The sequence below is a fragment of the Faecalibacterium intestinale genome (assembly GCF_040096575.1).
Taxonomy (GTDB): domain Bacteria; phylum Bacillota; class Clostridia; order Oscillospirales; family Ruminococcaceae; genus Faecalibacterium; species Faecalibacterium intestinale.
In genome coordinates this window covers 62,258-85,396 of record NZ_JBBMEN010000001.1, presented here as the reverse complement: position 1 = coordinate 85,396, position 23,139 = coordinate 62,258, and the positions used below count along the sequence as shown (strand labels likewise).

General features: G+C 57.9%; 21 protein-coding genes. All 21 read right to left on the bottom strand.

Going from position 1 to position 23,139, the window contains the following annotated elements; all coding sequences use genetic code 11:
- Positions 1–20: 20 nt before the first annotated feature.
- Complete coding sequence (locus WMO20_RS00375) at positions 21–1,019, bottom strand: deoxyguanosinetriphosphate triphosphohydrolase (protein WP_349185488.1); 999 nt, start codon at positions 1,017–1,019, stop codon at positions 21–23.
- 142 nt (positions 1,020–1,161) lie between these two features.
- Positions 1,162–1,782: an IMPACT family protein gene (locus WMO20_RS00370; protein ID WP_349185487.1), complete on the bottom strand. Its 621-nt coding sequence runs from the start codon at positions 1,780–1,782 to the stop codon at positions 1,162–1,164.
- Between the two features lie 112 nt (positions 1,783–1,894).
- Positions 1,895–2,833: a CAP domain-containing protein gene (locus WMO20_RS00365; protein ID WP_349185486.1), complete on the bottom strand. Its 939-nt coding sequence runs from the start codon at positions 2,831–2,833 to the stop codon at positions 1,895–1,897.
- Between the two features lie 486 nt (positions 2,834–3,319).
- Complete coding sequence (gene nrdR, locus WMO20_RS00360) at positions 3,320–3,787, bottom strand: transcriptional regulator NrdR (protein WP_112089814.1); 468 nt, start codon at positions 3,785–3,787, stop codon at positions 3,320–3,322.
- 16 nt (positions 3,788–3,803) lie between these two features.
- Positions 3,804–6,137 carry a protein translocase subunit SecF gene (gene secF, locus WMO20_RS00355; RefSeq protein ID WP_349185485.1) on the bottom strand — a complete coding sequence of 778 codons (2,334 nt, stop codon included), beginning with the start codon at positions 6,135–6,137 and terminating at the stop codon, positions 3,804–3,806.
- A gap of 183 nt (positions 6,138–6,320) precedes the next feature.
- Entirely contained in the window at positions 6,321–7,601 is a 1,281-nt protein-coding gene (locus tag WMO20_RS00350; RefSeq protein ID WP_249254368.1) for an aspartate aminotransferase type Ic, read from the bottom strand.
- Between the two features lie 225 nt (positions 7,602–7,826).
- Positions 7,827–9,149: an ATP-dependent Clp protease ATP-binding subunit ClpX gene (clpX, locus tag WMO20_RS00345; RefSeq protein WP_349185484.1), complete on the bottom strand. Its 1,323-nt coding sequence runs from the start codon at positions 9,147–9,149 to the stop codon at positions 7,827–7,829.
- Between the two features lie 36 nt (positions 9,150–9,185).
- Positions 9,186–9,782, bottom strand: a complete 597-nt coding sequence (gene clpP, locus WMO20_RS00340) for an ATP-dependent Clp endopeptidase proteolytic subunit ClpP (protein ID WP_015538544.1) — start codon at positions 9,780–9,782, stop codon at positions 9,186–9,188.
- Positions 9,783–9,920: 138 nt separating this feature from the next.
- Positions 9,921–11,237, bottom strand: a complete 1,317-nt coding sequence (gene tig, locus WMO20_RS00335; protein WP_349185483.1) for a trigger factor — start codon at positions 11,235–11,237, stop codon at positions 9,921–9,923.
- Positions 11,238–11,453: 216 nt separating this feature from the next.
- Positions 11,454–12,137 (bottom strand): metallophosphoesterase, encoded by a 684-nt coding sequence (locus WMO20_RS00330; RefSeq protein WP_097783957.1) that lies wholly within the window; start codon positions 12,135–12,137, stop codon positions 11,454–11,456.
- 36 nt (positions 12,138–12,173) lie between these two features.
- Positions 12,174–13,640: a threonine synthase gene (gene thrC / locus WMO20_RS00325; protein WP_349185482.1), complete on the bottom strand. Its 1,467-nt coding sequence runs from the start codon at positions 13,638–13,640 to the stop codon at positions 12,174–12,176.
- A 262-nt stretch (positions 13,641–13,902) separates the two neighbouring features.
- Positions 13,903–14,271 (bottom strand): YraN family protein, encoded by a 369-nt coding sequence (locus WMO20_RS00320; protein ID WP_005925658.1) that lies wholly within the window; start codon positions 14,269–14,271, stop codon positions 13,903–13,905.
- Complete coding sequence (gene rnhB, locus WMO20_RS00315) at positions 14,268–14,915, bottom strand: ribonuclease HII (RefSeq protein ID WP_349185481.1); 648 nt, start codon at positions 14,913–14,915, stop codon at positions 14,268–14,270. Before rnhB ends, WMO20_RS00320 begins: the two co-directional genes overlap by 4 nt.
- Entirely contained in the window at positions 14,912–15,835 is a 924-nt protein-coding gene (gene ylqF, locus WMO20_RS00310; protein WP_349185480.1) for a ribosome biogenesis GTPase YlqF, read from the bottom strand. The genes rnhB and ylqF overlap by 4 nt, the downstream gene beginning before the upstream one ends.
- Positions 15,832–16,383, bottom strand: coding sequence for a signal peptidase I (gene lepB / locus WMO20_RS00305; protein ID WP_349185479.1), 552 nt, complete (start codon positions 16,381–16,383; stop codon positions 15,832–15,834). Before lepB ends, ylqF begins: the two co-directional genes overlap by 4 nt.
- A 106-nt stretch (positions 16,384–16,489) precedes the next feature.
- The gene (gene rplS / locus WMO20_RS00300) at positions 16,490–16,831 is read right to left on the bottom strand and encodes a 50S ribosomal protein L19 (RefSeq protein ID WP_015538550.1); all 342 of its coding nucleotides are present in this window, start codon (positions 16,829–16,831) and stop codon (positions 16,490–16,492) included.
- A 217-nt stretch (positions 16,832–17,048) separates the two neighbouring features.
- Positions 17,049–17,693 carry a TIGR03936 family radical SAM-associated protein gene (locus WMO20_RS00295; protein ID WP_308562748.1) on the bottom strand — a complete coding sequence of 215 codons (645 nt, stop codon included), beginning with the start codon at positions 17,691–17,693 and terminating at the stop codon, positions 17,049–17,051.
- The gene (locus WMO20_RS00290) at positions 17,668–19,527 is read right to left on the bottom strand and encodes a TIGR03960 family B12-binding radical SAM protein (protein WP_349185478.1); all 1,860 of its coding nucleotides are present in this window, start codon (positions 19,525–19,527) and stop codon (positions 17,668–17,670) included. Before WMO20_RS00290 ends, WMO20_RS00295 begins: the two co-directional genes overlap by 26 nt.
- A 37-nt stretch (positions 19,528–19,564) precedes the next feature.
- Positions 19,565–20,074, bottom strand: coding sequence for a metalloprotease (locus tag WMO20_RS00285; RefSeq protein WP_349185477.1), 510 nt, complete (start codon positions 20,072–20,074; stop codon positions 19,565–19,567).
- Positions 20,071–20,601, bottom strand: a complete 531-nt coding sequence (locus WMO20_RS00280; protein WP_349185476.1) for a M23 family metallopeptidase — start codon at positions 20,599–20,601, stop codon at positions 20,071–20,073. Before WMO20_RS00280 ends, WMO20_RS00285 begins: the two co-directional genes overlap by 4 nt.
- Positions 20,602–20,725: 124 nt before the next feature.
- Entirely contained in the window at positions 20,726–23,119 is a 2,394-nt protein-coding gene (gene ppk1, locus WMO20_RS00275) for a polyphosphate kinase 1 (protein WP_435387746.1), read from the bottom strand.
- Between the last annotated feature and the right edge of the window lie 20 nt (positions 23,120–23,139).

Genomic DNA, 23,139 nt, shown 5'->3' with positions numbered 1-23,139 from the left:
TTTAAACGACCTCTCCAGTTTTAAAGGACGTGCCATTTCTGGGGCACGAACAGTTCTTCAAAGGTGCGGATGGCAAACTCGTCGCTCATACCGCTAATGTAGTCGGTGACGGCGCGCTCCCGTCCCTCCTGATAGGCCAGCTGCACATAAAAGTTGGACATCCGGTCTACATGGGTCAGGTAGTATTCGTACAGCTCCGCGATAAGCTTGTCCACCTTCTGCTCCTCACGCTTGGCGTTTTTATCCACATACACGGTAGTGTACATGAAATCCCGCAGAGCAAGGAACGCTTCGTATTCCTCCGTGCCCATGCGGACATCCCCCTCGCTGTGGGTGAGAATGCTGTTGATCATGGTGGTGATGCGGGCAGATTTGGTCTGTCCCAGCACTGCCGTGCAGTCCTTGGGCAGGGTGGCAGCGTCCAGCACTCCGGCGCGCACAGCGTCCTCGATATCGTGGTTGACAAAGGCAATCTGATCCGCCAAGCGCACGATGCGTCCTTCCGGGGTAGCTGCCCATGTGCCCTTGGTGTGGGTAACGATGCCGTTCCGCACCTCCCATGTCAGGTTGAGCCCTTCGCCGTCCTTTTCCAGCCGGTCCACCACACGCAGGCTTTGCATATAGTGGCGGAAGCCGTCCGGGCAAAGAGCATCCAGTGCCTTTTCTCCCGCGTGACCAAAGGGGGTATGTCCCAGATCATGCGCAAGGCTGATGGCCTCGGTCAGATCCTCGTTCAGGCGCAGGCCACGGGCAATGGTGCGGGCGATCTGCGAGACCTCCAGCGTATGGGTCAGCCGGGTGCGGTACAGGTCGCCTTCCGGCGAAAGGAACACCTGCGTTTTCTGCTTGAGACGCCGGAATGCCTTGCAGTGCAGCACCCGGTCGCGATCCCGCTGGAACACCGGGCGCAGCGGATCCTGCGGCTCCGGCACAGCTCTGCCGCGGCTTGCATCGCTGAAGGTCGCCCAAGGCGCAAAGGTGAGGTGCTCGATCTCTTCGGTTCTCCGGCGCACATCCATACAGATCCTCCTTTTGTTTTTCGGGTTTCTCCCCTCCCCTCTGCGCGCAGCCGATCCCAATTGCTGCGCTGCAGCAATTGTAGCACATCGGCCGTGTCGAAGGGGGAAGTTCGGTGTCGGTTTGCAAAAAAGACTTTGTTTTTTAAAATGGTGCGTAGAACGGGTCAGACACCGTTACCTGAGCGCTGCCCCGGGTCAGCTCCCGCAGCTGCTCCAGCAGCGGGGCTTCGGTGTGTTCCGGCATCTGCCAGCGCAGGGTGACACGGTCTGCAAACTCCGGCGGTGCCTGTTTTGCCCCGGCGGCATCAATGAGCAGGGACGCACGTTCGTAAAGGGCGTAATCCACCGTCACCTGCAGCTCCACCACACTGCGCACTGTGACGACCTCCGCGTTTTCCAGTGCGCGGGCGGTGGCGGTGGTGTAAGCGCGCACCAAACCGCCGGTGCCCAGCAGCACCCCGCCAAAGTAGCGGGTGACCACCACGATCAGGTCGGTCAGACCACTATGCTGCAGCACTTCCAATGCGGGCGTACCGGCGGTCTTTGCCGGCTCACCGTCATCAGAATAGCGCTCGCGGTTGCCCGCCCGAAGGCGGTAGGCGTAAACATTGTGCCGCGCGGTGCGGTTAGCCGTCCGCACCTGCTCCAGAAAGGCAACGGCGGCTTCCTCGCTGTCGACAAAGGAGAGCTGTGCGATAAAGCGGCTTTTTTTCTCTTCGTATTCGCCGGTGGCCGTGCCCCGGACGGTGCGGTAATCCTCCACGTTAGATCCTCCTGATAATAACTCAGAATAAGTATAACACAAACGGGCGCAAATAAAAAGACTGACGAAGCCTTGCGGCCCCGTCAGTCTTTTATAAGAAGAAAGCAGTTGATCACTTGGTAAAGATCTGGATCCACTGATGACCCCAGGTGCTGTTGCTGTTGTAGTAGTAGCCAACACTCATCTTGCGAGCCTCAGGGTTCAGGATATTGGCGCGATGGCCTTCGGAGTTCATCCATGCGTTGACGACCTCTTCAGGAGAGACGCTGCCCCATGCGGCATTCTCGCCGGTGGGGGTATCGGTAACGCCGTAGTCCTTCAGGACGGTAAAGCACTTGGAGCCATCGGGGCGGACGTGAGAGTTTACAACGGCGATCTCCTCGGCGCGGGTCTGTGCAGCGGCGGTCAGGTTGTCATCACCCATTTCCAGAGCAGTCAGACCGTACTTTGCACGCTGGGCGTTGACCAGATCCAGAACTTCCTGACGGTAGTCCTCGGTGTGAGAATTTTCGGGGTAAGAGAAGATCAGCACCCAGTAGTTGTTGTAGACGCCGCCCTCGTAGTGGCCAACGCTCACGGTGGTGGCATCGGCGTTCAGGATGCGCTCGCGGGTAAAATCGGTAGCCATCCACTGATCCATTGCGGCATCGGGGGTGGAGCAGCCGGCCATGTAGTTCTCGCCGGTGGAAACATCGCTGATGCCGTTCTCTGCCAGAACGGTGAAATCGCGCTGACCGTTGGGACGAACGTAGGAGTAAGAAACTGCCAGCTCCTCGGCACGCTCCATTGCAGCGGCATTGTGGCTGCTGTCGCCCAGAGCAACGGGAGCCAGACCAGCCTGTGCGCGCTCGTTATTGATCAGGGTCAGGAAGCTGCGCTGGTAAGCGTCTTCCTCAAAGTAGGAGTTCTCTTCCTCCACGGAAGCGGCAGCAGGCACGGCAGCCTGTGCTGCGTTTGCGGTGACGGGCTTGAAGCCTGCAAAACCAAAAACCACAGCCAGCGTCATAGCGGCTGCTGCGATATTCTTCATGGTACTCATTGCACGCTTCATAAGATTGCCTCCGGTCTGCTGCCTTATACAGTGTGATGTTGTATGCTGCAACTCGTTTGCAACTCTGTCGTATCACATCTGCAACTCTTGTGTCACAAGAGTATCACAAAACCATACAGACGTCAAGAGGTTCAAAGGCTAATTTGCAGAAAAAATACAGATTTTTTAAAATTTTCCCGTTCTTTTACCGCAACTCAAGCGTAACAAAAGCTCCGAAAACGTTACAGTTGTGTTGCGCTTCTCTTCAAAATCAGCCAAGTGCAACAGCTTCCGCACACTTTCCGGGCTGTTCCGATGCCTACCAGAGTGTATATTATCGGATTTTTATACATTATCTTGCATATCAATGCTTTGTGTACGCTTTTGTGGCGCTTTGTTGCGTTCCTGTCTGCATTCTCTTCTTATAAGGAGATTTCGTTTCAAATAAGCACACAAAAAAGGGGCTGCTGCACATCACTTTGTGCAACAGCCCCTCCGGGTTGTATTTTACTGTTTTTCCTTGCGGTCTCCCACAAGCTTTTTCAGTTCATCAAGAAAGCTTTCCACATCCGCAAACTGGCGGTAGACCGATGCAAAGCGGATATAGGCCACCTCGTCGATCTTTTTCAGTTCCTGCATGGTCAGCTCGCCGATGCGCACACTGGGGATCTCGCGGTCGTAGGAGCTGAACAGAGACTGTTCGATGCTGCTGACGGCGTGCTCCAGTGCTTCATAGCTGACAGGACGCTTGGCGCAGGCACGCAGCATGGCATTGAGCAACTTCTGCCGGTCAAAGGGCTCGCGGGAGTTATCCTTTTTAATGACCACCAGCGGCACCGTTTCCACCACCTCATAGGTGGTAAAGCGCATATGGCAGTTCAGGCACTCGCGGCGGCGGCGGATGCGCTCGTTGTCTTCAGTCGGGCGGGAGTCGATCACCTTGGATTCCTCCGCACCGCAATAAGGGCACTTCATCGTTTGTTCCTCCGCCTTAGTCTTTCTTTTTCCTGCGCTCGCTCCACAGCACCCATGCCGAGGTGGAAACGCACAGAGAGGTGTACACACCGCTGATCATACCCATCATCAGCGGGAACGCAAAGGTAAAGATGCTGTCCAGACCGTAGAGCTTTGCCACGATGCACATGACGCCCAGTGCCATCACGGTGGTGATGGTGGTGATCAGGGTGCGGCGGGCAGACTGGTTGACCGACTGGTTGACCAGCTCTTCAAAGCCAGCCTTTTTACCCATCAGGGCGCGGTTCTCGCGGATACGGTCGTACACCACAACGGTATCGTTGATGGAGTAGCCGAGGATGGTGAGCATAGCGGCGATAAAGTTGCCGTCCAGTGCGGTGCGCAGCAGCGCAAAGGTGCCGAACACCACCATCAGGTCGTTGACCAGCGCCAGCACTGCCATCATGCCGCCGGTCAGACCGCCGATGTTCTTGAAGCGCAGGGCGATATACAGCAGAATGAGCACCAGTGCAAACAGCACAGCCACCAAGCTCTTCTGCAGGAACTTGGTGCCCATGGCTGCGCTGACATTGCTCAGGGACAGCTGGGCAAACTGATTGTCCGGGTAGTTCTCATTCAAGGAATCCAGCAGGTTCTCCACCTGCTCGGTGGTCACGGTCTCGGTGCCGGGCATGGAGATCTTCAGGGTCTGGTCGCCGGTGGCTACGTTCTCGCCGGTCTGCAGGGTCAGACCGGTGTTTTCCAGCGCCGCTGCAGCGGTCTTTTGCACAGTGGCTTGGTCAAAGCTGCCCTCGTAGGACAGGGTGATCATAGCACCGCCGGTGAACTCGGTATCCAGATGCACACCGAACACCACGGCGCACAGCAGAATGGCTGCCATCAGGCAGGCGGAGATGGTCAGGAACTTTTTGCGCAGGGACACGAAATCCACCGGCTTCTTTTCCGCCTTTTCCTGCCCGGGCTTTGCAGCACCGTACAGCCACGGGTTGCGCAGTGCCTTGATGGCAGCTGCGCCGCGGATCATCACACGGGTAGCGAATACGCCAAACACGAAGTTCAGCAGCACGCCGGTGAGCAGCGTATAGCCGAAGGCGTAGATGGTGCCTGCGGTAGAGGGTCCGAAGGCGAAGAATACAAAGTGCAGTGCCTTGGCAAACAGGCCATCCGAGGGGCCGAAGGCACCCATGAGCACGATGGCCACGATGACGATAGTCACGTTGCCGTCAATGATAGGGGTCAGGCCGCGGGCAAAGCCGCTCTTCAGGGCGCCGTCCAGAGATTTGCCGTTTTTCAGCTCCTCTTTGATGCGCTCGGCGGTGATGACGTTGGCATCCACGCCCATGCCGATGGCCAGAATGATACCTGCGATGCCGGGCAGGGTCAGGGTAAAACTTTCAAATACCGGGAAGTAGCCGGACACAAAGGCCAGCGTAGCCGCCACCTGACCCGCCAGCGCGATGCAGGCCAGAAAGCCCGGCAGACGGTACAGCACCGTCATGAACACCACGATGAGGGCAAAAGCGATCAGACCTGCCAGCACCATGGCACCAAGGCTGTTTTCGCCCAGACTGGGGCTCACGGTAGAGTAGCTGTCCACGCTTAGGGCAAAGGGCAGCGCACCGGAGTTGATCTGGCGTGCCATCTTGACCACGGCATCCTGCGTAAAGGGATTAGAAGCCGAACTGGTGATGATGGCCTGTCCATCGGTAATGGCGGTGTTGACGGTGGCGGTGCTCACGTTCTCGTCGTCCAGCCAGATGCTGATGCTGCCCTTATCGGCGGCCAGCTTGGTGGTGGCATCGCCAAAGGCCTTGGCACCCTCGGTGGTAAACTTGAGGGCGACGTAATACTCTGAGCTGCCGCCGTTGCTCACAGCGCCGTACTGCGCCGAGGCGCTTTCGACCATAGAGCCGTCCAAAATCAGCTCGCCGTCCTTGCTGGCTCCCTCGCGGAAGGTCAGGTAGGCGGTGGTGCCGATCTCCTGAATGGCGGACTCGGGGTCAAAATCCGTCTCGCCGGACTGCCACGGGAACTCCAGGATCAGGCTGTCGGAATTGTTGTCCACATACAGCTCGTAGTCCGTCACGTTCAGCGCGACCAGACGGTTCTCGATAACCAGACGGGCGGCATCCAGCTGCTCGTCCGTGGCATCGTAGCCATCCGAGGGCACAAAGGTGACGTTGACGCCGCCTTTGATATCCACACCAAAGCGGATATCCTTTGCACCCTTGATATAGGTGGTGGTCACATCGCCGTATTTTGCCGCTACGCCAAAAAAGGCGGTGTAGACAAATACAACGATCAGCAGCGCGGTAACGACCAGCTGCCATGCTTTGCCTTTTGTTTTCATAAATCAGGGAACCTCCAAAAGCGGCGGCTGTGCAGCCGCAGCCGTTTTTGTTGTGAACCGCAAGTTTTGCCAACGGCTCCTCTCCTCACAGAGCAGCCGTCGTGCCGGCCTTTCTGTGATAAAACTCCCCTGCCGGCCCTGCAAAGAGCCCCGCAGAGGAGAATATACAAGTTATTTCAAGCCTTAGGCCATATCAGCCAGCAGCTTTTCCACAACGGCCAGACGCACACAGACGCACAGCAGCTCGGAAGCGGTCTCCACCTCGTCCAGACTGGGGTAAGTGGGGGCAATGCGCAGGTGAGAATCCTGCGGGTCCTTGTGGTACGGATAAGCAGAGCCTGCGCCGGTCAGCACCAGACCTGCATCCTTGCACAGTTCTGCCACGCGCTTGGCGCAGCCGGGCATGACATACAGGCTGATGAAGTAGCCGCCCTTGGGGTTGGTCCAGTGGGCAATATCGCCGCAGGGGGTGAGGTTGGCGGCAAAGGCAGTCTTGACGGCATCGAAGCAGGGCACCAGACGGCGGCGGTGCTTTGCCATGTGTGCCAGAACGCCCTCCTTGTTCTTCAGGAAGCGGACATGGCGCAGCTGGTTCATCTTATCGTAGCTGATGATCATCACTGAAAAGCGCTTGCACATATACTTCATGCTGTTGTCGCTGCAGGCAATGGCAGAAACGCCGGCACCCGGGAAGGTGATCTTGCTGGTGGAAGTGAACATGAACACGCGATCCTGCGTGCCGTACTTCTTGCTCACGTTCAGCAGAACAGGAGTCTCGATGATCTCCTCGGTCAGGTGATGGACGATGTAAGCCTCGTCCCAGAAGATCTTGAAATCCGGGGCTGCGGTCTTCATCTTGGCAAAGCGCTCGATGGTCTCATCGCTGTAGGTGTAGCCATCGGGGTTGGAGTACTGCGGCACACACCAGATACCCTTAATGGTATCATCCTCTGCCACCAGCTTTTCCACAACGTCCATATCGGGGCCGTTGGGGGTCATGGGCACGCTGATGAGCTCAAAGCCGAACTCTTCGGTGATGGCAAAGTGACGGTCATAGCCGGGCACCGGGCAGAGGAACTTGCGCTTTTCCACCTGAGACCAAGGGCAGGGAGACTCCGGGAAGCCAAACACATAACCGATGTTGATGAGGTTATACATCAGCTGCAGGCTGGAGTTGCCGCCCACGAACACCTCGTTGGGCTTTACGCCGAACACATCTGCAAACAGGGCGCGGGCCTCGCTCAGACCCTCCAGCTCGCCGTAGTTGCGGGCATCGGTGCCTGCATCCGTGGTGTAGTCGGTCATCTTCAGCAGGTCCATTGCCAGATCCATCTGGTGGGGGCCGGGCTTGCCGCGTGCCATATTCAGCTTCAGACCCTTTGCCTGAAACTCTTTATAAGCCTGTTCCAGCGCTGCCTTTTCAGCGGTCAGCGCAGCGCGATCCATCTCGTGATAATTTGCCATTGAATACACACTCCTTTATAGTACTTCCTATTACCCAATTCTATGGCTCGTCTTTTGCGGTATGCCCCTGCCAGAGAACACACGCCGCACGCTCCACATTTTACTATTATAGTACATTTTCCTGTCAGAAACAAGAATTTGAAAGCAAAAAGCCCTGCCAAAAGCAAAAAGCTTTCGAAACAGGGCTTTCAGGCGGGTGCGCTCCCCTGCTGTGCGGCAATGCCGTCAGCTGAGAGCGACCTGATTTTTATAGCGTTTGCGCACAGCGCCGTATTCCAGATGTGCTTCGCCGCCCTCCACAGTGTCCTCATCCACGGTCACGCGGATGATGGTGGCATCGCTGGGCACCTCGTACATGATGGGCAGCAGAATGCTTTCCATCACGCTGCGCAGACCGCGGGCACCGGTCTTGCGCTCGATGGTCTTGCGGGCAATGGCGTGCAGGGCTTCGTCCGTGAAGGTAAGCTCCACGTTATCCATGCCCAGCAGCTCCTTGTACTGCTTGACCAGACTGTTGCGGGGCTCCTTGAGCACGCGTACCAGTGCATCCTCGTCCAGATCATCCAGCACAGTGATGACCGGCAGACGGCCGATCAGCTCCGGGATCAGGCCGAACTTGACCAGATCGTGGGGCTCTACCTTGCGCAGCAAGGCGCGCTCGGCCTCGGTGGAGTTATCCTTCAGCGCACTGCCGAAGCCCAGCGCGGACTTATCGGTGCGGCGCAGGATATACTTGTCCAGTCCGTCAAAGGCACCGCCGCAGATGAACAGGATGTTGGTGGTGTCGATCTGGATGAACTCCTGCTGCGGGTGCTTGCGGCCGCCCTGCGGCGGCACGTTGCTGACAGTACCCTCCAAGATCTTCAGCAGCGCCTGCTGCACACCCTCGCCGCCCACATCGCGGGTGATGGAGGGATTTTCGCTCTTGCGGGTGATCTTGTCAATCTCATCAATGTAGATGATGCCGATCTGTGCCTTCTGCACGTCAAAATCCGCCGCCTGGATCAGCTTGAGCAGAATGTTTTCCACGTCCTCGCCCACATAACCGGCCTCGGTAAGGGTGGTGGCATCCGCAATGGCGAAGGGCACGCCCAGCATCTTGGCCAGTGTCTGTGCCAGCAGGGTCTTGCCCACGCCGGAGGGACCCAGCAGCAGCACGTTGGACTTTTGCAGCTCCACGTCGCCGCCCTTGCCGCTGAGGATGCGCTTATAGTGGTTGTAGACTGAAACGGACAGCACACGCTTTGCCTCGTCCTGACCGATGACATACTGATCCAGACCATCCTTGATCTCGGCCGGGGTCATGATGTTGATATCCAGATCTGCGGCAGCGGGTTGGACATGGGCGCGGCTTGCGCTTCCGCGTCCCGGACGGGCGCTTTTGGGCTGATCCGGCTTGTCAGAGAGTAGATCGTGGCACAGGCCGATGCACTCGCTGCAGATATTGACCCCGGGGCCAATGATCATGCGCTCCACTTCGTCCTGATGCTTGCCGCAAAAGCTGCAAACCAGATCCTTTTCGTTTTTGCCGGAATTGTTATTTGCCATAGCTGTTTTTCCTTATCCTGGATAGATTATAGCGGTTTACCGGTGGGCAATGACCTCATCGATCAGGCCGTATTCCTTTGCCTGCTGCGCGGTAAGGTAGTTGTCGCGCTCGGTGTCCTGCTGGATCTTTTCCAGCGGCTGGCCGGTGTACTCGCTGAGCATCCGGTTCATCTTATCGCGGATATAGACCATGTGCTCAGCATGGATCTTGATATCCGTAGTCTGGCCGGAAAGGCCGCCGCCCTGACCGCCGATCAGCGGTTGGTGGATCATGATCTCGGCGTTGGGCAGCGCAAAGCGCTTGCCCTTGGTGCCGCTTGCCAGCAGAAATGCGCCCATAGAGGCAGCCATGCCCATGCAGATGGTGGAAACATCGCACTTGATATACTGCATGGTATCATGGATGGCCATACCGGCACTGATGGAACCGCCGGGGCTGTTGATATACAGGCTGATGTCCTTATCCGGGTCCTGCCCTTCCAGATACAGCAGCTGCGCCACCACAAGGCTTGCGGTGGTATCGTTGACATCCTCGCTCAGCACGATGATGCGATCGTTCAGCAGACGAGAGAAAATATCATAGGAACGCTCTCCGTGCGCCGACTGCTCGACAACGTAAGGAACAAAACTCATAAAGTTCGCCTCCTGAAAATGGTTTAAGTTTATTGGCAAAATTGACCGATACGGGTTCCCTGTAAAGTTCAGCCGTACCGGTCAATTTTAACAACCTTTGATAAAACGCCTGCGGCGCTTTACAGGGCCCGGCACTGATTACTCAGCGTCAGCAGCCTTCTCAGCCTCTGCGGGCTTCTCCACGATGTTGGCGTGGCTCTTGATGAAGTCGATGGCCTTGGTGCGAGCCAGATCCTGCTTCAGATCCTCGAGGTTGATCAGCTCACGAACCTTGTCCTCTTCCATCTTGTACTGGTCAGCAATGCGCTTGATCTCGGCATTGATCTCGTCCTCGGAAGCCTCGATGTGCTCAGCAGCAGCAACAGCCTTCAGAGCCAGACCGATCTTGACCTGCTTCTCAGCCTGCGGCATGAAAGCGGCGCGGAACTGCTCCATGGACTGACCCATATACTTCAGGTAGTCCTCCAGACGCAGACCCTGCTGCTCCACACGGAAAGCAAAGTCGTTGACCATCTCGTCCATGCGGACATCGTACATAGCCTGCGGGATCTCGCCCTCCATGCTCTCGATGACCTGATCGACCAGAGCATTCTCGACAGCCAGATCATCCTGCTTGTCCAGCTGCTCCTGATTGTTCTTGCGGATGGAAGCCTTGAACTCGTCCAGAGTGTCGTACTCGGAGCAGTCCTTTGCCAGCTCGTCATCCAGAGCGGGCAGCTCCTTGTACTTGACCTCGTGCAGCTTGATCTTGAAGACAGCAGCCTTGCCAGCCAGCTCAGCAGCCTGATACTCGGTGGGGAAGGTGACGTTCACGTCGAACTCCTCGCCGGCGGAGTGGCCAACGACCTGCTCCTCAAAGCCGGGGATGAAGCTGCCGCTGCCCAGAGTCAGGTTGTAGTGCTCAGCCTTGCCGCCCTCGAATGCGACGCCGTCCACAAAGCCCTCGAAGTCGATATCAGCGATATCGCCATTCTGAGCAGCGCCCTCACGGGTCAGCTCACGGGCGTTGCGCTCCTGCACACGCTTCAGCTCAGCGTCCACAGCCTCGTCGGTAACAGTATGGACAGTCTTTTCCACGGTCAGACCGTTGTAGCTGCCAACCTTGACCTCGGGCTTCACGGCGACCTTAACGGTCAGGGTAGCGCCCTCTGCCTCGCTGGCAGAATCCACGGTGACCTCAGGACGGCCCACGGGCTCCACACCGGCTTCCTTAGCGGCAGCCTCAAAAGTCTCCGGGAACAGCTCGTTGATAGCGTCGTAGGTAAAGACGTCTGCGCCGTACATCTTCTCGATCAGAGCCTTGGGAGCCTTGCCCTTGCGGAAGCCCTGCACAGGGTACTTCTTGCCCTCTTTTTTGAAAACATCGGCAACAGCCTTCTTGAAGGCCTCTGCATCGATGGAGAACTGCAGTTCTGCCATGCTCTTCTCGAGCTTTTCACACTTGATGAGATTCATTTGTTTATCCTCCACTCAAATATTCTATTGCTCAGGGCAGGAAGTTTTTGCCCGGGGCAACCGCGCACCACGTCCTTGCTGTATGCACACGGAATGCGGGGACGCGCGCGCTCAATTGGGTGCAACAATCGCGTCAAAACTTATTATAGCACGCTCTGGACACAATTGCCATACCAAATTTTTAAATTTTGTCGTTTTTGCCCTTTTCTATCACCGTTAATTGATGCGGTAGGGGCAGAAACGCAGGCCATCGGCACTTACCAGCTTGTACCGGATGCCGTCCACCTCGCCCTGTACGGCAAACCGGATGGCGTTGCCATGCAGATGCCCGTAGAAGCAGGTCTTGATGCCGAACTCCTTCAGGGTGGCTACGATCTCCGGGGCACTGGTGCCGGTGTAGACCGGCGGATAGTGCAGGAACACCAGCTTTTCCAGCCCGGGCTCCGCAGCCTGCAAACTCATGCGCAGACGGCCGATCTCGCGGTTCATCACCTTTTCGTCGTGGGGCTCGCCCACATCGAACAACCAGCCGCGGGTGCCGCAGATAGCGTACCCCTCCACACTGTAAGAATTGTTATGCAGGATATGCAGGGTATCGAAGCCCTCGGCCTTGAGGTAGGCGTTCATCTTGTTGGCGGTGGACCACCAGTAATCGTGGTTGCCCTTCATGATGATCTTCTGCCCGGGCAGCTGCTGCAAAAAGGCAAAGTCCTTGCGGGTATCGGTCAGGCGCATAGCCCAGCTGATATCCCCCGCCAGCACGATGGTATCCTGCGGGGTGATGAGCTTGCGCCAGTTTTTCTCCAGCCTGTCCACATAATCGTTCCAGCCGGGAAAGATATCCATCGGCTTGGATGCGCCCAGAGAAAGATGGGGATCGCCAAGCACAAAAAGTGCCATAGTCTGTTTACTCCTGTTCTGTCTGTCCGCAGAAGCTTATGCCTGATAGCCCAGCGCCACCTCGGCGATCTGTTCCGGGGCAATGACGGTATCAAAGCGCTCCGGCTTGCTGCGCAGAGCGGCAAGGCTTGCCGGTGCGGCATGACCGGTGGCAGCCTCCAGCTGCTGCATGGCTTCAAAATCGTTTTCCGGGGCAGCTTTGCCCAGTGCGCTCAGCACACTGCGGGGGAACTTGAAGGGCGATGCGGTGGAAAGCACCACCATGGGCACGCCCTGACGCTTTTTCTGTGCAGTCACATGGAAGGCCACGGCGGTGTGGGTATCGCACAGGTAGCCATCCTTTTCGTAGCGGGCACGGATCTCCCCTGCCACCTCGTCCTCGCTGCTCCAGCCGCAGGAGAAGGTCTGCTGAATAGCGGCCAGCGTCTCGGGACGGACGGTGTAGCTGCCGGTGGCAGCCAGCTGCTGCATAAAGCCTGCCACCTCGGCATCGCTGCCGGTCACATGGTACAGCAGGCGCTCCAGATTGGAGGACACCAGAATGTCCATGCTGGGCGAGGTGGTCTTGAAGAACTCCCGCTTTGCGGTGTAAGTACCGGTGGTGAGGAAATCAGTCAGCACGTTGTTCTCGTTGGAGGCGCAGACCAGCTTGCCCACAGGCAGACCCATCTGCTTTGCGTAATAACCGGCAAGGATATCGCCGAAGTTGCCGGTGGGCACACAGAAGTCCACCTCGTCACCGAAGGTGATCTTGCCGGCATTGAGCAGCTGGGCGTAGGCGGCAAAATAGTAGACGATCTGCGGCACAAGGCGGCCCCAGTTGATGGAGTTGGCGCTGGAAAGACGGATGTTCCGCTTTTCCAGCTCGGCAGCGATGGCCTTATCGCCGAACACCTTCTTCACGCCGGTCTGGGCATCGTCAAAGTTGCCGCGCACGGCGTACACAGCAACGTTAGCGCCCTCCTGCGTTGCCATCTGCAAGCGCTGGATCTCGCTGGTGCCGCCGGTGGGGTAAAACACAGCGATCTCCACACCGGGGATATCATGGTAGCCGTCCAGCGCAGCCTTGCCGGTATCGCCGCTGGTAGCCACAAGGATCAGGGTCTTTTCGGTGCGTCCCAGATTCTTTTTGGCTTCCACCAGCAGCTTGGGCATCAGCTGCAGGGCGTAATCTTTAAAGGCGCAGGTCGGGCCGTGCCACAGCTCCAGGGCATAGGTGTCCCCTTCCACCGGGGCAAGATAGCCTGCCTTGCCGCCGAAAGCAGCGCCGTAGGTGCTGCGGGTGGCGTCGGTCAGGAAAGCGGGGTCGTAGTCGGTCAGGTACTCCCGCACAACGGCTGCTGCCAGCGCGGGATAGTCCAGCCCGCACAGGGCTTTTACATCCACCTGCGGAAAACTTTCCGGCACAAACAGACCGCCTTCATCGGACAGTCCCTGTGCAATTGCCTGAGAAGAGGTTACTTTGCGGTTCTGATCTCTGGTACTGAAAAACTGCATGGTCATCGCTCCTTTTCGCCACGGAACGTGCCGGGCACGTTCCCGGTTGTACGGCAAAACCCTCGTTCTGCCGCATACTTCCCACCGGTGCCACGGTTTCTGCCTAAGGTGTATCTGAAAACAAAGAAAATGACGAATATTTCGCAAGCACAAGCGGGATTTAAGGCAAAGAGCCGCAGGAATCCTTTGTGGATTTCAAGGCTCTTTAACGCAAAATCCAGCTGTGCTTGTAGAAATAGACTAAATTTTCGACTTTTCAGATACACCCTTAGGTCTCGCAGAGAAAGGCACCCTTTATAATATGTACCATCCAGCGCCCGCTGTCAAGAGGAACTACCTCTGCAACGTCAAAACGCACCGGTTCTTCGCTTTGGCCGGTCTGCTGCAAATACCCTTGTGCAGCGCAGATCAGCCGGTGCTGCTTGGCCGGGTCTACGGCGGCAGCGGGCCGTTGCAGCATCCCTTGGCTGCGGGTCTTTACCTCGCAGATGACGATGGTGCCATCCGGCTCCCGCAGCACAAGATCCAGCTCTCCCATGCGGGTATGATAATTATGTGCCAGCAGCTGCGCGCCCTGTTTCTGATACCAGCGGGCAGCGGCAGCTTCTCCCCTGCGGCCGGTCTCGGCGCGGTTCATTTGCCGCTCTCCGGCCAGTAGCCCTGCTTTTTAAGGAAGCTGCGGCGGTAGAACGGCTGGATGCCGTACTTCGCGATCAGCTCGTAATGCAGCTTTGTGGGGTAGCCCTTGTGCTTTGCCAGCTGATACTGCGGGTACTGCTTATCCAGTTCCAGCATATAGCGGTCACGGCTGACCTTGGCCAGCACCGAGGCTGCGCCGATGCTGGCGCTGGTGGCATCGCCCTTGACCACCGGCTGTGCCGGGATCTGCAAGCCTGCGGGGGTGCGGTTTCCGTCAACCAGCACCAGATTGGGCACGATGTCCAGCTGCTCCACTGCCTGCTGCATCCCGCCCATGGTGGCGTTCAGGATGTTTTCCCGGTCGATGACCTCCGGCCCCACAAAAACGATGCGGTAGGCCAGCGCTTTTTCGCAGATCTCATCAAACAGTGCTTCGCGCTTTTTCTCGGTCAGCTTTTTGGAATCATTGATGCCGTACACCGGGTTTTCCGGGTTCAGAATACAGGCCGCTACGCAAACAGGGCCGCAAAGTGGGCCGCGCCCAGCCTCGTCCACACCGGCAAAGCAGCCGTACTGGCTGCGCACCTCAGCGTCAAAGGCGTACAGCGGAGCCGAGATCTCCTCATCCGAGCGGCGCTTCATTCCTCGTCCTCCTCGGCAAAGTCGGCCAGATCATCCCGCTGCGGCGGGCGCTCCAGAGAGATGCGTCCCCACTTGCAGGCGCGGAACTCGTCCACCAGCATGATGGCACAGCGCTCGGTGTTCACCTCGCCGCCGCGCACCAGCAGCCCGCGCTTGCGGCCGATAGTCTCCAGCAGCTCGTAGGGCGGCAGTGCCAGCGTTTCGGCATCCAGCTTGTAGCGCTGTGCCACAAGGTCGGGATAGTTGCGGCGCACCTCGTCCAGCAGGTTCATGGCCAATTCTTCCACATCCAGAATGTCGTCTTTGATGGAGCCGATAAAGGCCAGATTGGAGGCGATGGTCTTGGAATCGAACTTTTTCCACAGCACGCCGGGCATATCCAGCAGATCAAACTTTTCGGTGCTGACCCACTGCTTGCCCTTGGTCACGCCGGGGCGGTCTGCCGCCTTGGCGCGGGCAGAGCCTGCAAAGGTGTTGATAAAGGTGGATTTGCCCACGTTGGGGATGCCGCACAGCATCACCTGCGTCTTGGCACCGCCCATGCCGCGGTTCTGGCGGCGCTCCAGCAGACCGGAAAGTTCCTTTTCAATAGCCGCCTTCACGGCGTTTGCGCCGCCCTTCTGCTTGGCGCTGATGGCCACGCAGCCGGCATCTGCAGCGTGGAAGTAGCGGATCCACTCCTCAGTCACAGCCGGGTCGGCAAGGTCGGCCTTGTTCAGCGCATAGAGCTTTGGCTTGCGGTCGGTGATGCGCTCGATCTCCGGGTTCAGGCTGGAAAGCGGAATGCGCGCATCCAGCAGCACAAGGCTGGCATCAACGTGCTGGATCTCCTGCTCCATCATGCGCAGGGTCTTGGTCATGTGGCCCGGGAACCACTGAATATTGTACTGGTTTGCAAACCGGGTATCCATTTCGTTCATTTTACCACCCCAAAATCTGTAAAGGGCATAAAGCACAGCAGCACCTTGCCCAGAATATCACGCTCGTCAATGCAGCCGACATAGGAGGAGCGGCTGTCCAGCGATTCGTTGCGGTTGTCCCCCATCACAAACAGGGTGCCCTCCGGCACCTTGAACGGGAACTGCACATCGTAGCCCAGATAGGTAGGGGCTGCAATGTAGTCCTCCTGTAAAAGTTCGCCGTTCACCGTGACCGTACCGGCGTCGTAGTCGATGCTGATGGTGTCGCCGCCCTTGGCGATGATCCGCTTGACCAACGGCTTACCGTAGACGGTGTAGCTGTCCACGATAACCACATCGCCCCGCTGCGGGGTGTAGCCTGCCGCCCAGACAATGAGCTTATCGCCGTGGGTCAGGGTGGGCACCATAGAGCGCCCGTCCACCTGAATGATGCGGAAGAAAAACGAAAAGATCAGTACCAGCACCAGCGCTGCGGAGATAAGCGCTTCGTACCATTCCAGTATGCCCTGTCCGCGCACTGCGGGGGCAGACTGCTGCTGTTTTTCCATAGCTTAGCCACCAGCCTTTCCTGATTTTACACATACGCCCGGGCTTTGAAAAAGAAAAAAGGGACAACAAGTTGTCCCTTTTCTCCCGGTTTCAAATCGGGGATGATCAAATATCGCTCTTGACCTTGGCAGCCTTGCCCGTACGGCCACGCAGATAGAACAGCTTTGCGCGGCGGACCTTGCCCTTGCGGACAACAGTGACCTTCTCAACGAAGGGGCTGTTGACGGGGAAGACACGCTCGATGCCGACACCGTAAGCCACGCGGCGAACGGTGAAGGTCTCTGCAACGCCGCCGTGCTTCTTAGCAATGACAGTGCCCTCAAAGGCCTGAATGCGCTCACGGTCGCCGTCCTTGATACGAACATCAACGCGGACGGTATCGCCAACGTTGAACTGAGGCTTTTCAGCCTTGATGCTGCCTTCAGAAATAATCTTCAGTGCGTCCATTTTTGAATCCTCCATTTGTTTTTAGACGTTCATGCACGGCATAGCCGTCAGAGGACCGCCCGTTTAATGATAAATACTTGTCATTAACCCCGCTGTGGTCTCAGCGGACACTAACGCCCTAATAGGATAGCACAAAACCGGCTTGAATGCAAGCAATTTGGCGAAAAATCTTGCAAAAATTTTCTGTTTTGCCTGATAGACGGACTTTTGCGCCGCTTCAGGCAAATAGCTGCCGGTCTGCCGTCAAAAATTTGGTGCGCAGGATATTGGCGCTTGCGGCTGGCAGGCCGAACTTTTCTTCCAGAAAACCGGTGAGCAGCGAGGGGTTCAGGTTCAGCTCCTGCGCGGCGGGCAGGCAAAGTTCCAGCTGCACAGTGTCCCCCAGTGCGGTATAGCGCAGCTGCGGGATATGCTCTTTAAGGTCTATGATCTTTTTGCCGCGCTTGCTGTGCTTTTCCACAGGGGCTGTTTCCAGTGCATTATACTGCTCCAGCACCGCAGCGGCAGCCGCCGGGTAGCTGATGCGGTAACAGGCAAAGGCGATGCTGTCCGCCTTCATCTCCACCGGAGCTACCCGGGTAACATGGATACCGGCGGGCATGATGGCGTTGAGGGCGGACTGCCACTGGGCAAAATCCGGGGCTTCGGCTTCGGTCTTGACGTCCACGCACTCGCACTCGCTCTCCTGCCCCAGCGAGAGCGGACAGGCAAAGGTCATGTAGATATGGGGGTTAAAGCCAAGCGTATGCCACACCGGCAGACCGCTGCGCTTGAGCACCCGCTGCATCACCCGCTGCAAGTCCAGCAAGGAGATATAGGAGGCTTCATTTTTCTTTTCAAACGAGATTCTGACTGTAATCAAAGCAGGGACCTCCTAACAGATGGTTGGCACCGCAGGCGTTGCAGGCACGGTTGCAGGGCGGGGTGGTCTGGGCAGCCAGAGCCTTGTTGTACTCCCGCACCAGATACTCGTGGGTGATGCCGTAGTCCATATGCGACCACGGGGTCACCTCGTCCAGCGCGATGGGGCGCTGGCAGTAGAAGGCGGGGTCGATGCCCAGATCTGCAAAGGTCTGCATCCAGGTATCGTACTTGAAGCACTCCTCCCAGCCGTCGAAGTAGCAGCCGCGCTTATAAGCCTCCACGATGACCGGGGCAAGGCGGCGGTCGCCCTTGGCGAACACGCCCTCCAAAAAGCTGGTGGTACTGTCGTGGTAGTTCACCTTGATCTTGCGGCTGTGCACGCTTTCCAGCAGGTGCTTCTGCTTGGCCTGCAGGGTCTCGGCGGTATCCATGGGCACGAACTGGAAGGGGGTGTGGGGCTTGGGCACAAAGCAGGCGCAGCTGATGGTCACCTGCACGCCGCGTCCCTTGGCGTGGTTCGTGTTCTTGTAGTAGAGGTCTACCACCTTCTGGGCGGTCTCGGCAATGCCCTCGATATCCTCCATGGTCTCGGTGGGCAGACCCATCATGAAGTAGAGCTTGACCGAAGTGTAGCCCGCATTGAAAGCGATGGTGCAGGTCTTTTCGATCTCGTCCCAAGTGACGTTTTTATTGATGACGTTGCGCAGACGCTGGGTACCGGCTTCGGCGGCAAAGGTCAGTCCGCTCTTGCGCACCTTGGTGGTTTTTTCAATGAGGCTCTGGGAGAAGTTGTCCACGCGCAGGGAGGGCAGCGACAGGCTGACGTGCTCCTTGGGTGCCCACTCGTTCAGATCATCCAGCAGCTCTTCCAGCTGACCGTGGTCGGAGGTAGAAAGACTGGAAAGACTCAGCTCCTCGTAACCGGTGTTGGCACACAGATCCTGTGCGGCCTTGTTCAGCAAACTGGCATCGCGCTGGCGCATGGGGCGGTACAGAAAGCCCGCCTGACAGAACCGGCAGCCGCGCACGCAGCCGCGCAGCACCTCGATGCTGGCGCGATCCTGAATGGCACCCACCATGGGCACCACAAAGTTGGTGGGCGGGGCGAACTGGTTCAGATCCTTGATGATGGCCTTGGTGATGCGCGTCGGAATGCCCGGCTCGTTGGGGGTGATGGCCTTTACTCTGCCGTCCTCGTGGTAGGTGACATCGTAGAAAGCCGGGATGTACACGCCCGGGATCTTTGCAATGTTGAGCAGCAGCTGCTTTTTGGAGATGCCCTCTTTTTTCGCCTTTTCGATCTCGGCGCAGATGGCGGGCAGCTGGTTCTCGCCCTCGCCCAGCTGGATGACGTCAAAGAAATCCGCGATAGGCTCCGCATTGCAGGCGCAGGGGCCGCCCGCTACGATCAGCGGCCAGCGGTCGTCACGGTCTTTGGAATAGAACGGGATGCCAGCCAAGTCCAGCATGGCAAGGATATTGGTATAGGAAAGCTCGTACTGCAAGGTAAAGCCCACAGCATCAAAGGCCGTAAGAGGGTCTTTGCTCTCCATGGTGTACAGCGGCAGCTGCAGGCGCTCCATCTCTGCCTTCATATCCAGCCAGGGCATAAAGGCGCGCTCACACCACCAGTTTTCGTGGCTGTTGAGCAGCTCGTACAGGATCTTTTCGCCCAGAAAGGACATTCCCACCTCGTAGGTATCCGGGAAGCAGAAGGCAAAACGCACATCCACCTTATCCTTTTCTTTATAGATACTGCCGGGCTCGCCGCCGGTATAGCGGCCGGGCTTCTGCACCCGTCCCAGCGCTTCTTTCAGTTTGGGATCAAACATCGGGTCCTCCATAAACAATCCGTTTTTTGCGTTCTTTTTATTTTACCCCAAATGTGCCGGTTTTGCAATCGTTTCCGGCGGTTTGTGTACACTTTCCGTATTTTTGCCGCCAGAGCGCCCCTGCGCACGCCGCCATCTGTGCACCGTCCAGCGGCGGGATTGGCAAAAGGTTGAACAGTCCCGTCAGAAGATTCGCTGCCCAGAACGCGCTGCCGCGGATGGTGGCAGCTTGCGCAAAACGCACCGCCCATACCCCGGCAAGGGCAAAATTGACTGCGGGCCCGGCGGCAGCAAGCACGAACCTCTGGAGTGGGGAGAACCTCTCCCCTGCCGTACGCATACAAAAACCGGTCATGGTCACCTCGATGACCGGCAGACGCCTTTGCTGGATGCAGTAGACAAGGATGTGCCCCAGCTCGTGCAAAACAGCCGCCAGCAGTCCCAGCCGCAGAAAGCCACTGGCATCAAAGTAGAGCAGCAGGTACACCACACCGCACAGCAGCACCGGGTCCCGGAATACAAGCTTCCCCACCCGCAGCCGGTTCACGGGGCATTCTCCAACAGGGCGGCGGGGTCGCAGGCAGCGCCCTGCTGCCACAGTTCCAGATGCAGGTGCGCACCGGTGGCGCGGCCTGTCTGCCCTACTGTGCCCAGTGTCTGCCCGGCCTGCACCACCTCTCCCGGGCGGACATAGAGGTATTGCAGGTGTGCGTAGCGGGTCTCGCAGCCGTCCGGGTGCAGGATGCGCAGATGGTTGCCGTAGCTTGGGCTGTATGCCGCTGCAGTCACTACCCCGCCCTGCACCGCTTGCACTGCCGTGCCCGCCGCGCAGGCAAGGTCAAGTCCCCGATGGAACGCAGACTTGCCGGTAAAGGGGTCTGTCCGCGCGCCGTAGGCGTCCGAGACGCGCCACGCCGTGGTATCCAGCGGAAAGCAGTGCTTTTGCGTGTTCCGGGCAGCCTGCACCGGCAAAGCTGCCAGCAGACAGAGTGCCAGCCCTGCCAGCACAAGTGCCATGATACCCCACCGCCGTCTGCGTATTTTTGCTGCCTGTCCGCTCCGTTTTGCCCGCATACGCTGTCCCCCCTATCCTGAAAAGTGTATGCACAAGCGGCAGGCAGGAGAATACAAACAAAAAAGAGCCGCCGCACAAATTTCTGCGCAGCAGCTCTGGTTTTTGTTTATATGATTTTACAGATCAGCGCCGGAAAAAGCTCCCGATGCGTTCCAGCAGGCTCTTTTTCTTGGGCGCGATGACAGCAGGCTTTGCAGCCGGGCGGGGTGCAGCGGGCGTTTTCGGCGCGGGCTGCGCAGAGCGGGGCTTGTTGTTCAGCATCTGTTCCAGTGCCTCGTAGTGGTCGGGCTGCTGCGCCGCCGGGGCGGCATTCTCTGTCTTTTCCGGTGCGGGCTGGAACACATGGGGCAGCTCCTGTTTGAGCTGTTCCACGGTAACTTCCTGACAGACTGCCGCCGGTTTTTCCGTTTCCGGGGCGGAGGTGGTGCACTTCCACGGCTCGGGGCGCTGCCAGTCGTTGCGCAGCAGCTCGTACATACCCATCTGGCCGTTGACCAGCGGCTCACCCTCGGCGGGCTTCACCTTCTGATAGCTGCCGCTGGCATCCATGACCCGGGCGTTGACGTTATCCCGCAGCTGCAGCTGAAGGATATCGGTGAGCTTTTGCACCAGAACAGGATCCTCCACCCGCACGCCTACCTCCACACGGCACTCAGTATTACGGGTGAGGAAGTCACCGGAAGCAATGTAGATGCGGGTGTGGGTGCCATCAAAGAAGCTGTAAATGCGGCCATGCTCCAGATACCGTCCCACCAGACTGCGGATGTGCAGATTCTCGGTCTTGCCGGGCACCTCTGCGCGCACGCAGCAGATGCCGCGCACGATCATATCAATGCGCACCCCGGCGCAGCTGGCTTCCTGCAATTTCAGGATGATATCCCGGTCGCTGATGGAGTTGTTTTTCAGGATCATGGAAGCCGGGCGGCCCATGCGGGCGGCAGCGATGACGTGATCCATCTCGTCCAGCAGCACGCTCTTGAAGCGCAGCGGGGCAACCAGCATCTTGTCGCTTTCCTCGGTGAGCTGCTGCACGGCCAGATTGCGGAACACTTTGGAGGCTTCCTCGCCGATGCGCTCGTCTGCGGTGATGAAGGAATAATCGGTATACAGTTCGCTGGTTTTTTCGTTGTAGTTGCCGGTACCGATCTGGGTGATGTAGGAGTAGCCCTCTGCGCCCTTGCGGGTGATGAGGGTCAGCTTGGAGTGCACCTTGTAGTCCTCGAAGCCGTAGATGACGGTGCAGCCAGCGCTTTCCAGCTGCTTGGACCAGTCGATGTTGTTCTGCTCGTCAAAGCGGGCGCGCAACTCCACCAGCGCTACTACTTCCTTGCCATTTTCGGCGGCTTCCATCAGCGCCTGCACGATCTGGGACTCCCGCGCCATGCGGTAGAGGGTCATCTTGATAGAGATGACATCCGGGTCCTGTGCGGCCTTTTTGAGCATGGTGATAAAGGGACGGATGGACTGGTACGGATAGCTGAGCAGCACGTCATGCTTCTGCACCTCGGTGGCAAGATCATAGTCCGGCGGCGGCAGCATGGGGCGTGCGGGGGTGTAAAACAGCGCCGGGTGGCCCTCGGCCTCCATGCGGCCGGAAAGCTTAAAGAAGAAGCTCAGGTCCAGCGGGCTCTTTTGCAAGAACACCCGCTTGCGGGTCAGTTCCAGACGGCTGCACAGCAGCCGCTCCACCTCCGGTGCGGGGGCGGGCGTGATCTGCAAACGGACAGCGGCCAGCTTGCGGCGGCGCCGGAGCAGCTCGGTCATGATCTCGCGATAATCAATATCGTGATCCATCATACCTTCTTTCACGTCGATATCCGCGTTGCGGGTGACCCGGAACAGGCATTTTTCCTGAATGGAATCCTTGCCGAAGATGCTGGACGCATAGTGCAGCACCAGCTCTTCGGTGAGGGCAAACTGCACAGCGCCGTCCTTTTTGATAAAATGCATCCGCTCCATCTGGCTGGAGATGGGCACGATGCCAAGGCTCTGCTCCTGTGTGTGCTTTTCCTTGAGCAGCACGCCAAGGTAGATCTCCTTGTTGCGCAAAAACGGGAACGGGTGGCGGTTATCTACGATCTGCGGGCTGAGGATGGGGAACAGTTCCGACTGGAAGTATTTTTTCCAGAGATGCTCTTCTTCCTTGGTCAGGTGGTCGAAATCCACCTTATGGTAGCCGTTCTCTGCCAGATTTTCCAGCGCCTTTGCGTAGAATTTATCGCATTCCTCCTGCAGCTGCGCCGTTTTGGGCATAATGGCGGCCAGCTGCTCGGCGGCGGTCATGTTGGTCTTGTTTTCCCGCTTTTCCTTTTTGGTCTTGCTCTGCTCAAGGTTTGCGCGCTCCTGCAAGGAGCCCACGCGCACCATGAAAAACTCGTCCAGATTGGAGCCGTAAATTGCCAGAAACTTGATCCGCTCGCCCAGCGGGACGTTTTTGTCCTTGCCCAGCGCCAGAACGCGGCGGTTGAAATCCAGCCAGCTCAGTTCGCGGTTGATAAAGATCGATTCGTCACTCATAACAATATATCTCCGTATTT

Coding starts and splice junctions, on each gene's coding strand:
- WMO20_RS00375 (WP_349185488.1), bottom strand. CDS start 1,019: ATGGATGTGCGCCGGAGAACCGAAGAGATCGAGCACCTCACCTTTGCG.
- WMO20_RS00365 (WP_349185486.1), bottom strand. CDS start 2,833: ATGAAGCGTGCAATGAGTACCATGAAGAATATCGCAGCAGCCGCTATG.
- nrdR (WP_112089814.1), bottom strand. CDS start 3,787: ATGAAGTGCCCTTATTGCGGTGCGGAGGAATCCAAGGTGATCGACTCC.
- secF (WP_349185485.1), bottom strand. CDS start 6,137: ATGAAAACAAAAGGCAAAGCATGGCAGCTGGTCGTTACCGCGCTGCTG.
- WMO20_RS00350 (WP_249254368.1), bottom strand. CDS start 7,601: ATGGCAAATTATCACGAGATGGATCGCGCTGCGCTGACCGCTGAAAAG.
- clpX (WP_349185484.1), bottom strand. CDS start 9,149: ATGGCAAATAACAATTCCGGCAAAAACGAAAAGGATCTGGTTTGCAGC.
- clpP (WP_015538544.1), bottom strand. CDS start 9,782: ATGAGTTTTGTTCCTTACGTTGTCGAGCAGTCGGCGCACGGAGAGCGT.
- tig (WP_349185483.1), bottom strand. CDS start 11,237: ATGAATCTCATCAAGTGTGAAAAGCTCGAGAAGAGCATGGCAGAACTG.
- WMO20_RS00330 (WP_097783957.1), bottom strand. CDS start 12,137: ATGGCACTTTTTGTGCTTGGCGATCCCCATCTTTCTCTGGGCGCATCC.
- thrC (WP_349185482.1), bottom strand. CDS start 13,640: ATGACCATGCAGTTTTTCAGTACCAGAGATCAGAACCGCAAAGTAACC.
- WMO20_RS00320 (WP_005925658.1), bottom strand. CDS start 14,271: ATGAACCGCGCCGAGACCGGCCGCAGGGGAGAAGCTGCCGCTGCCCGC.
- rnhB (WP_349185481.1), bottom strand. CDS start 14,915: ATGAAGCGCCGCTCGGATGAGGAGATCTCGGCTCCGCTGTACGCCTTT.
- ylqF (WP_349185480.1), bottom strand. CDS start 15,835: ATGAACGAAATGGATACCCGGTTTGCAAACCAGTACAATATTCAGTGG.
- lepB (WP_349185479.1), bottom strand. CDS start 16,383: ATGGAAAAACAGCAGCAGTCTGCCCCCGCAGTGCGCGGACAGGGCATA.
- rplS (WP_015538550.1), bottom strand. CDS start 16,831: ATGGACGCACTGAAGATTATTTCTGAAGGCAGCATCAAGGCTGAAAAG.
- WMO20_RS00290 (WP_349185478.1), bottom strand. CDS start 19,527: ATGTTTGATCCCAAACTGAAAGAAGCGCTGGGACGGGTGCAGAAGCCC.
- WMO20_RS00280 (WP_349185476.1), bottom strand. CDS start 20,601: ATGCGGGCAAAACGGAGCGGACAGGCAGCAAAAATACGCAGACGGCGG.
- ppk1 (WP_435387746.1), bottom strand. CDS start 23,119: ATGAGTGACGAATCGATCTTTATCAACCGCGAACTGAGCTGGCTGGAT.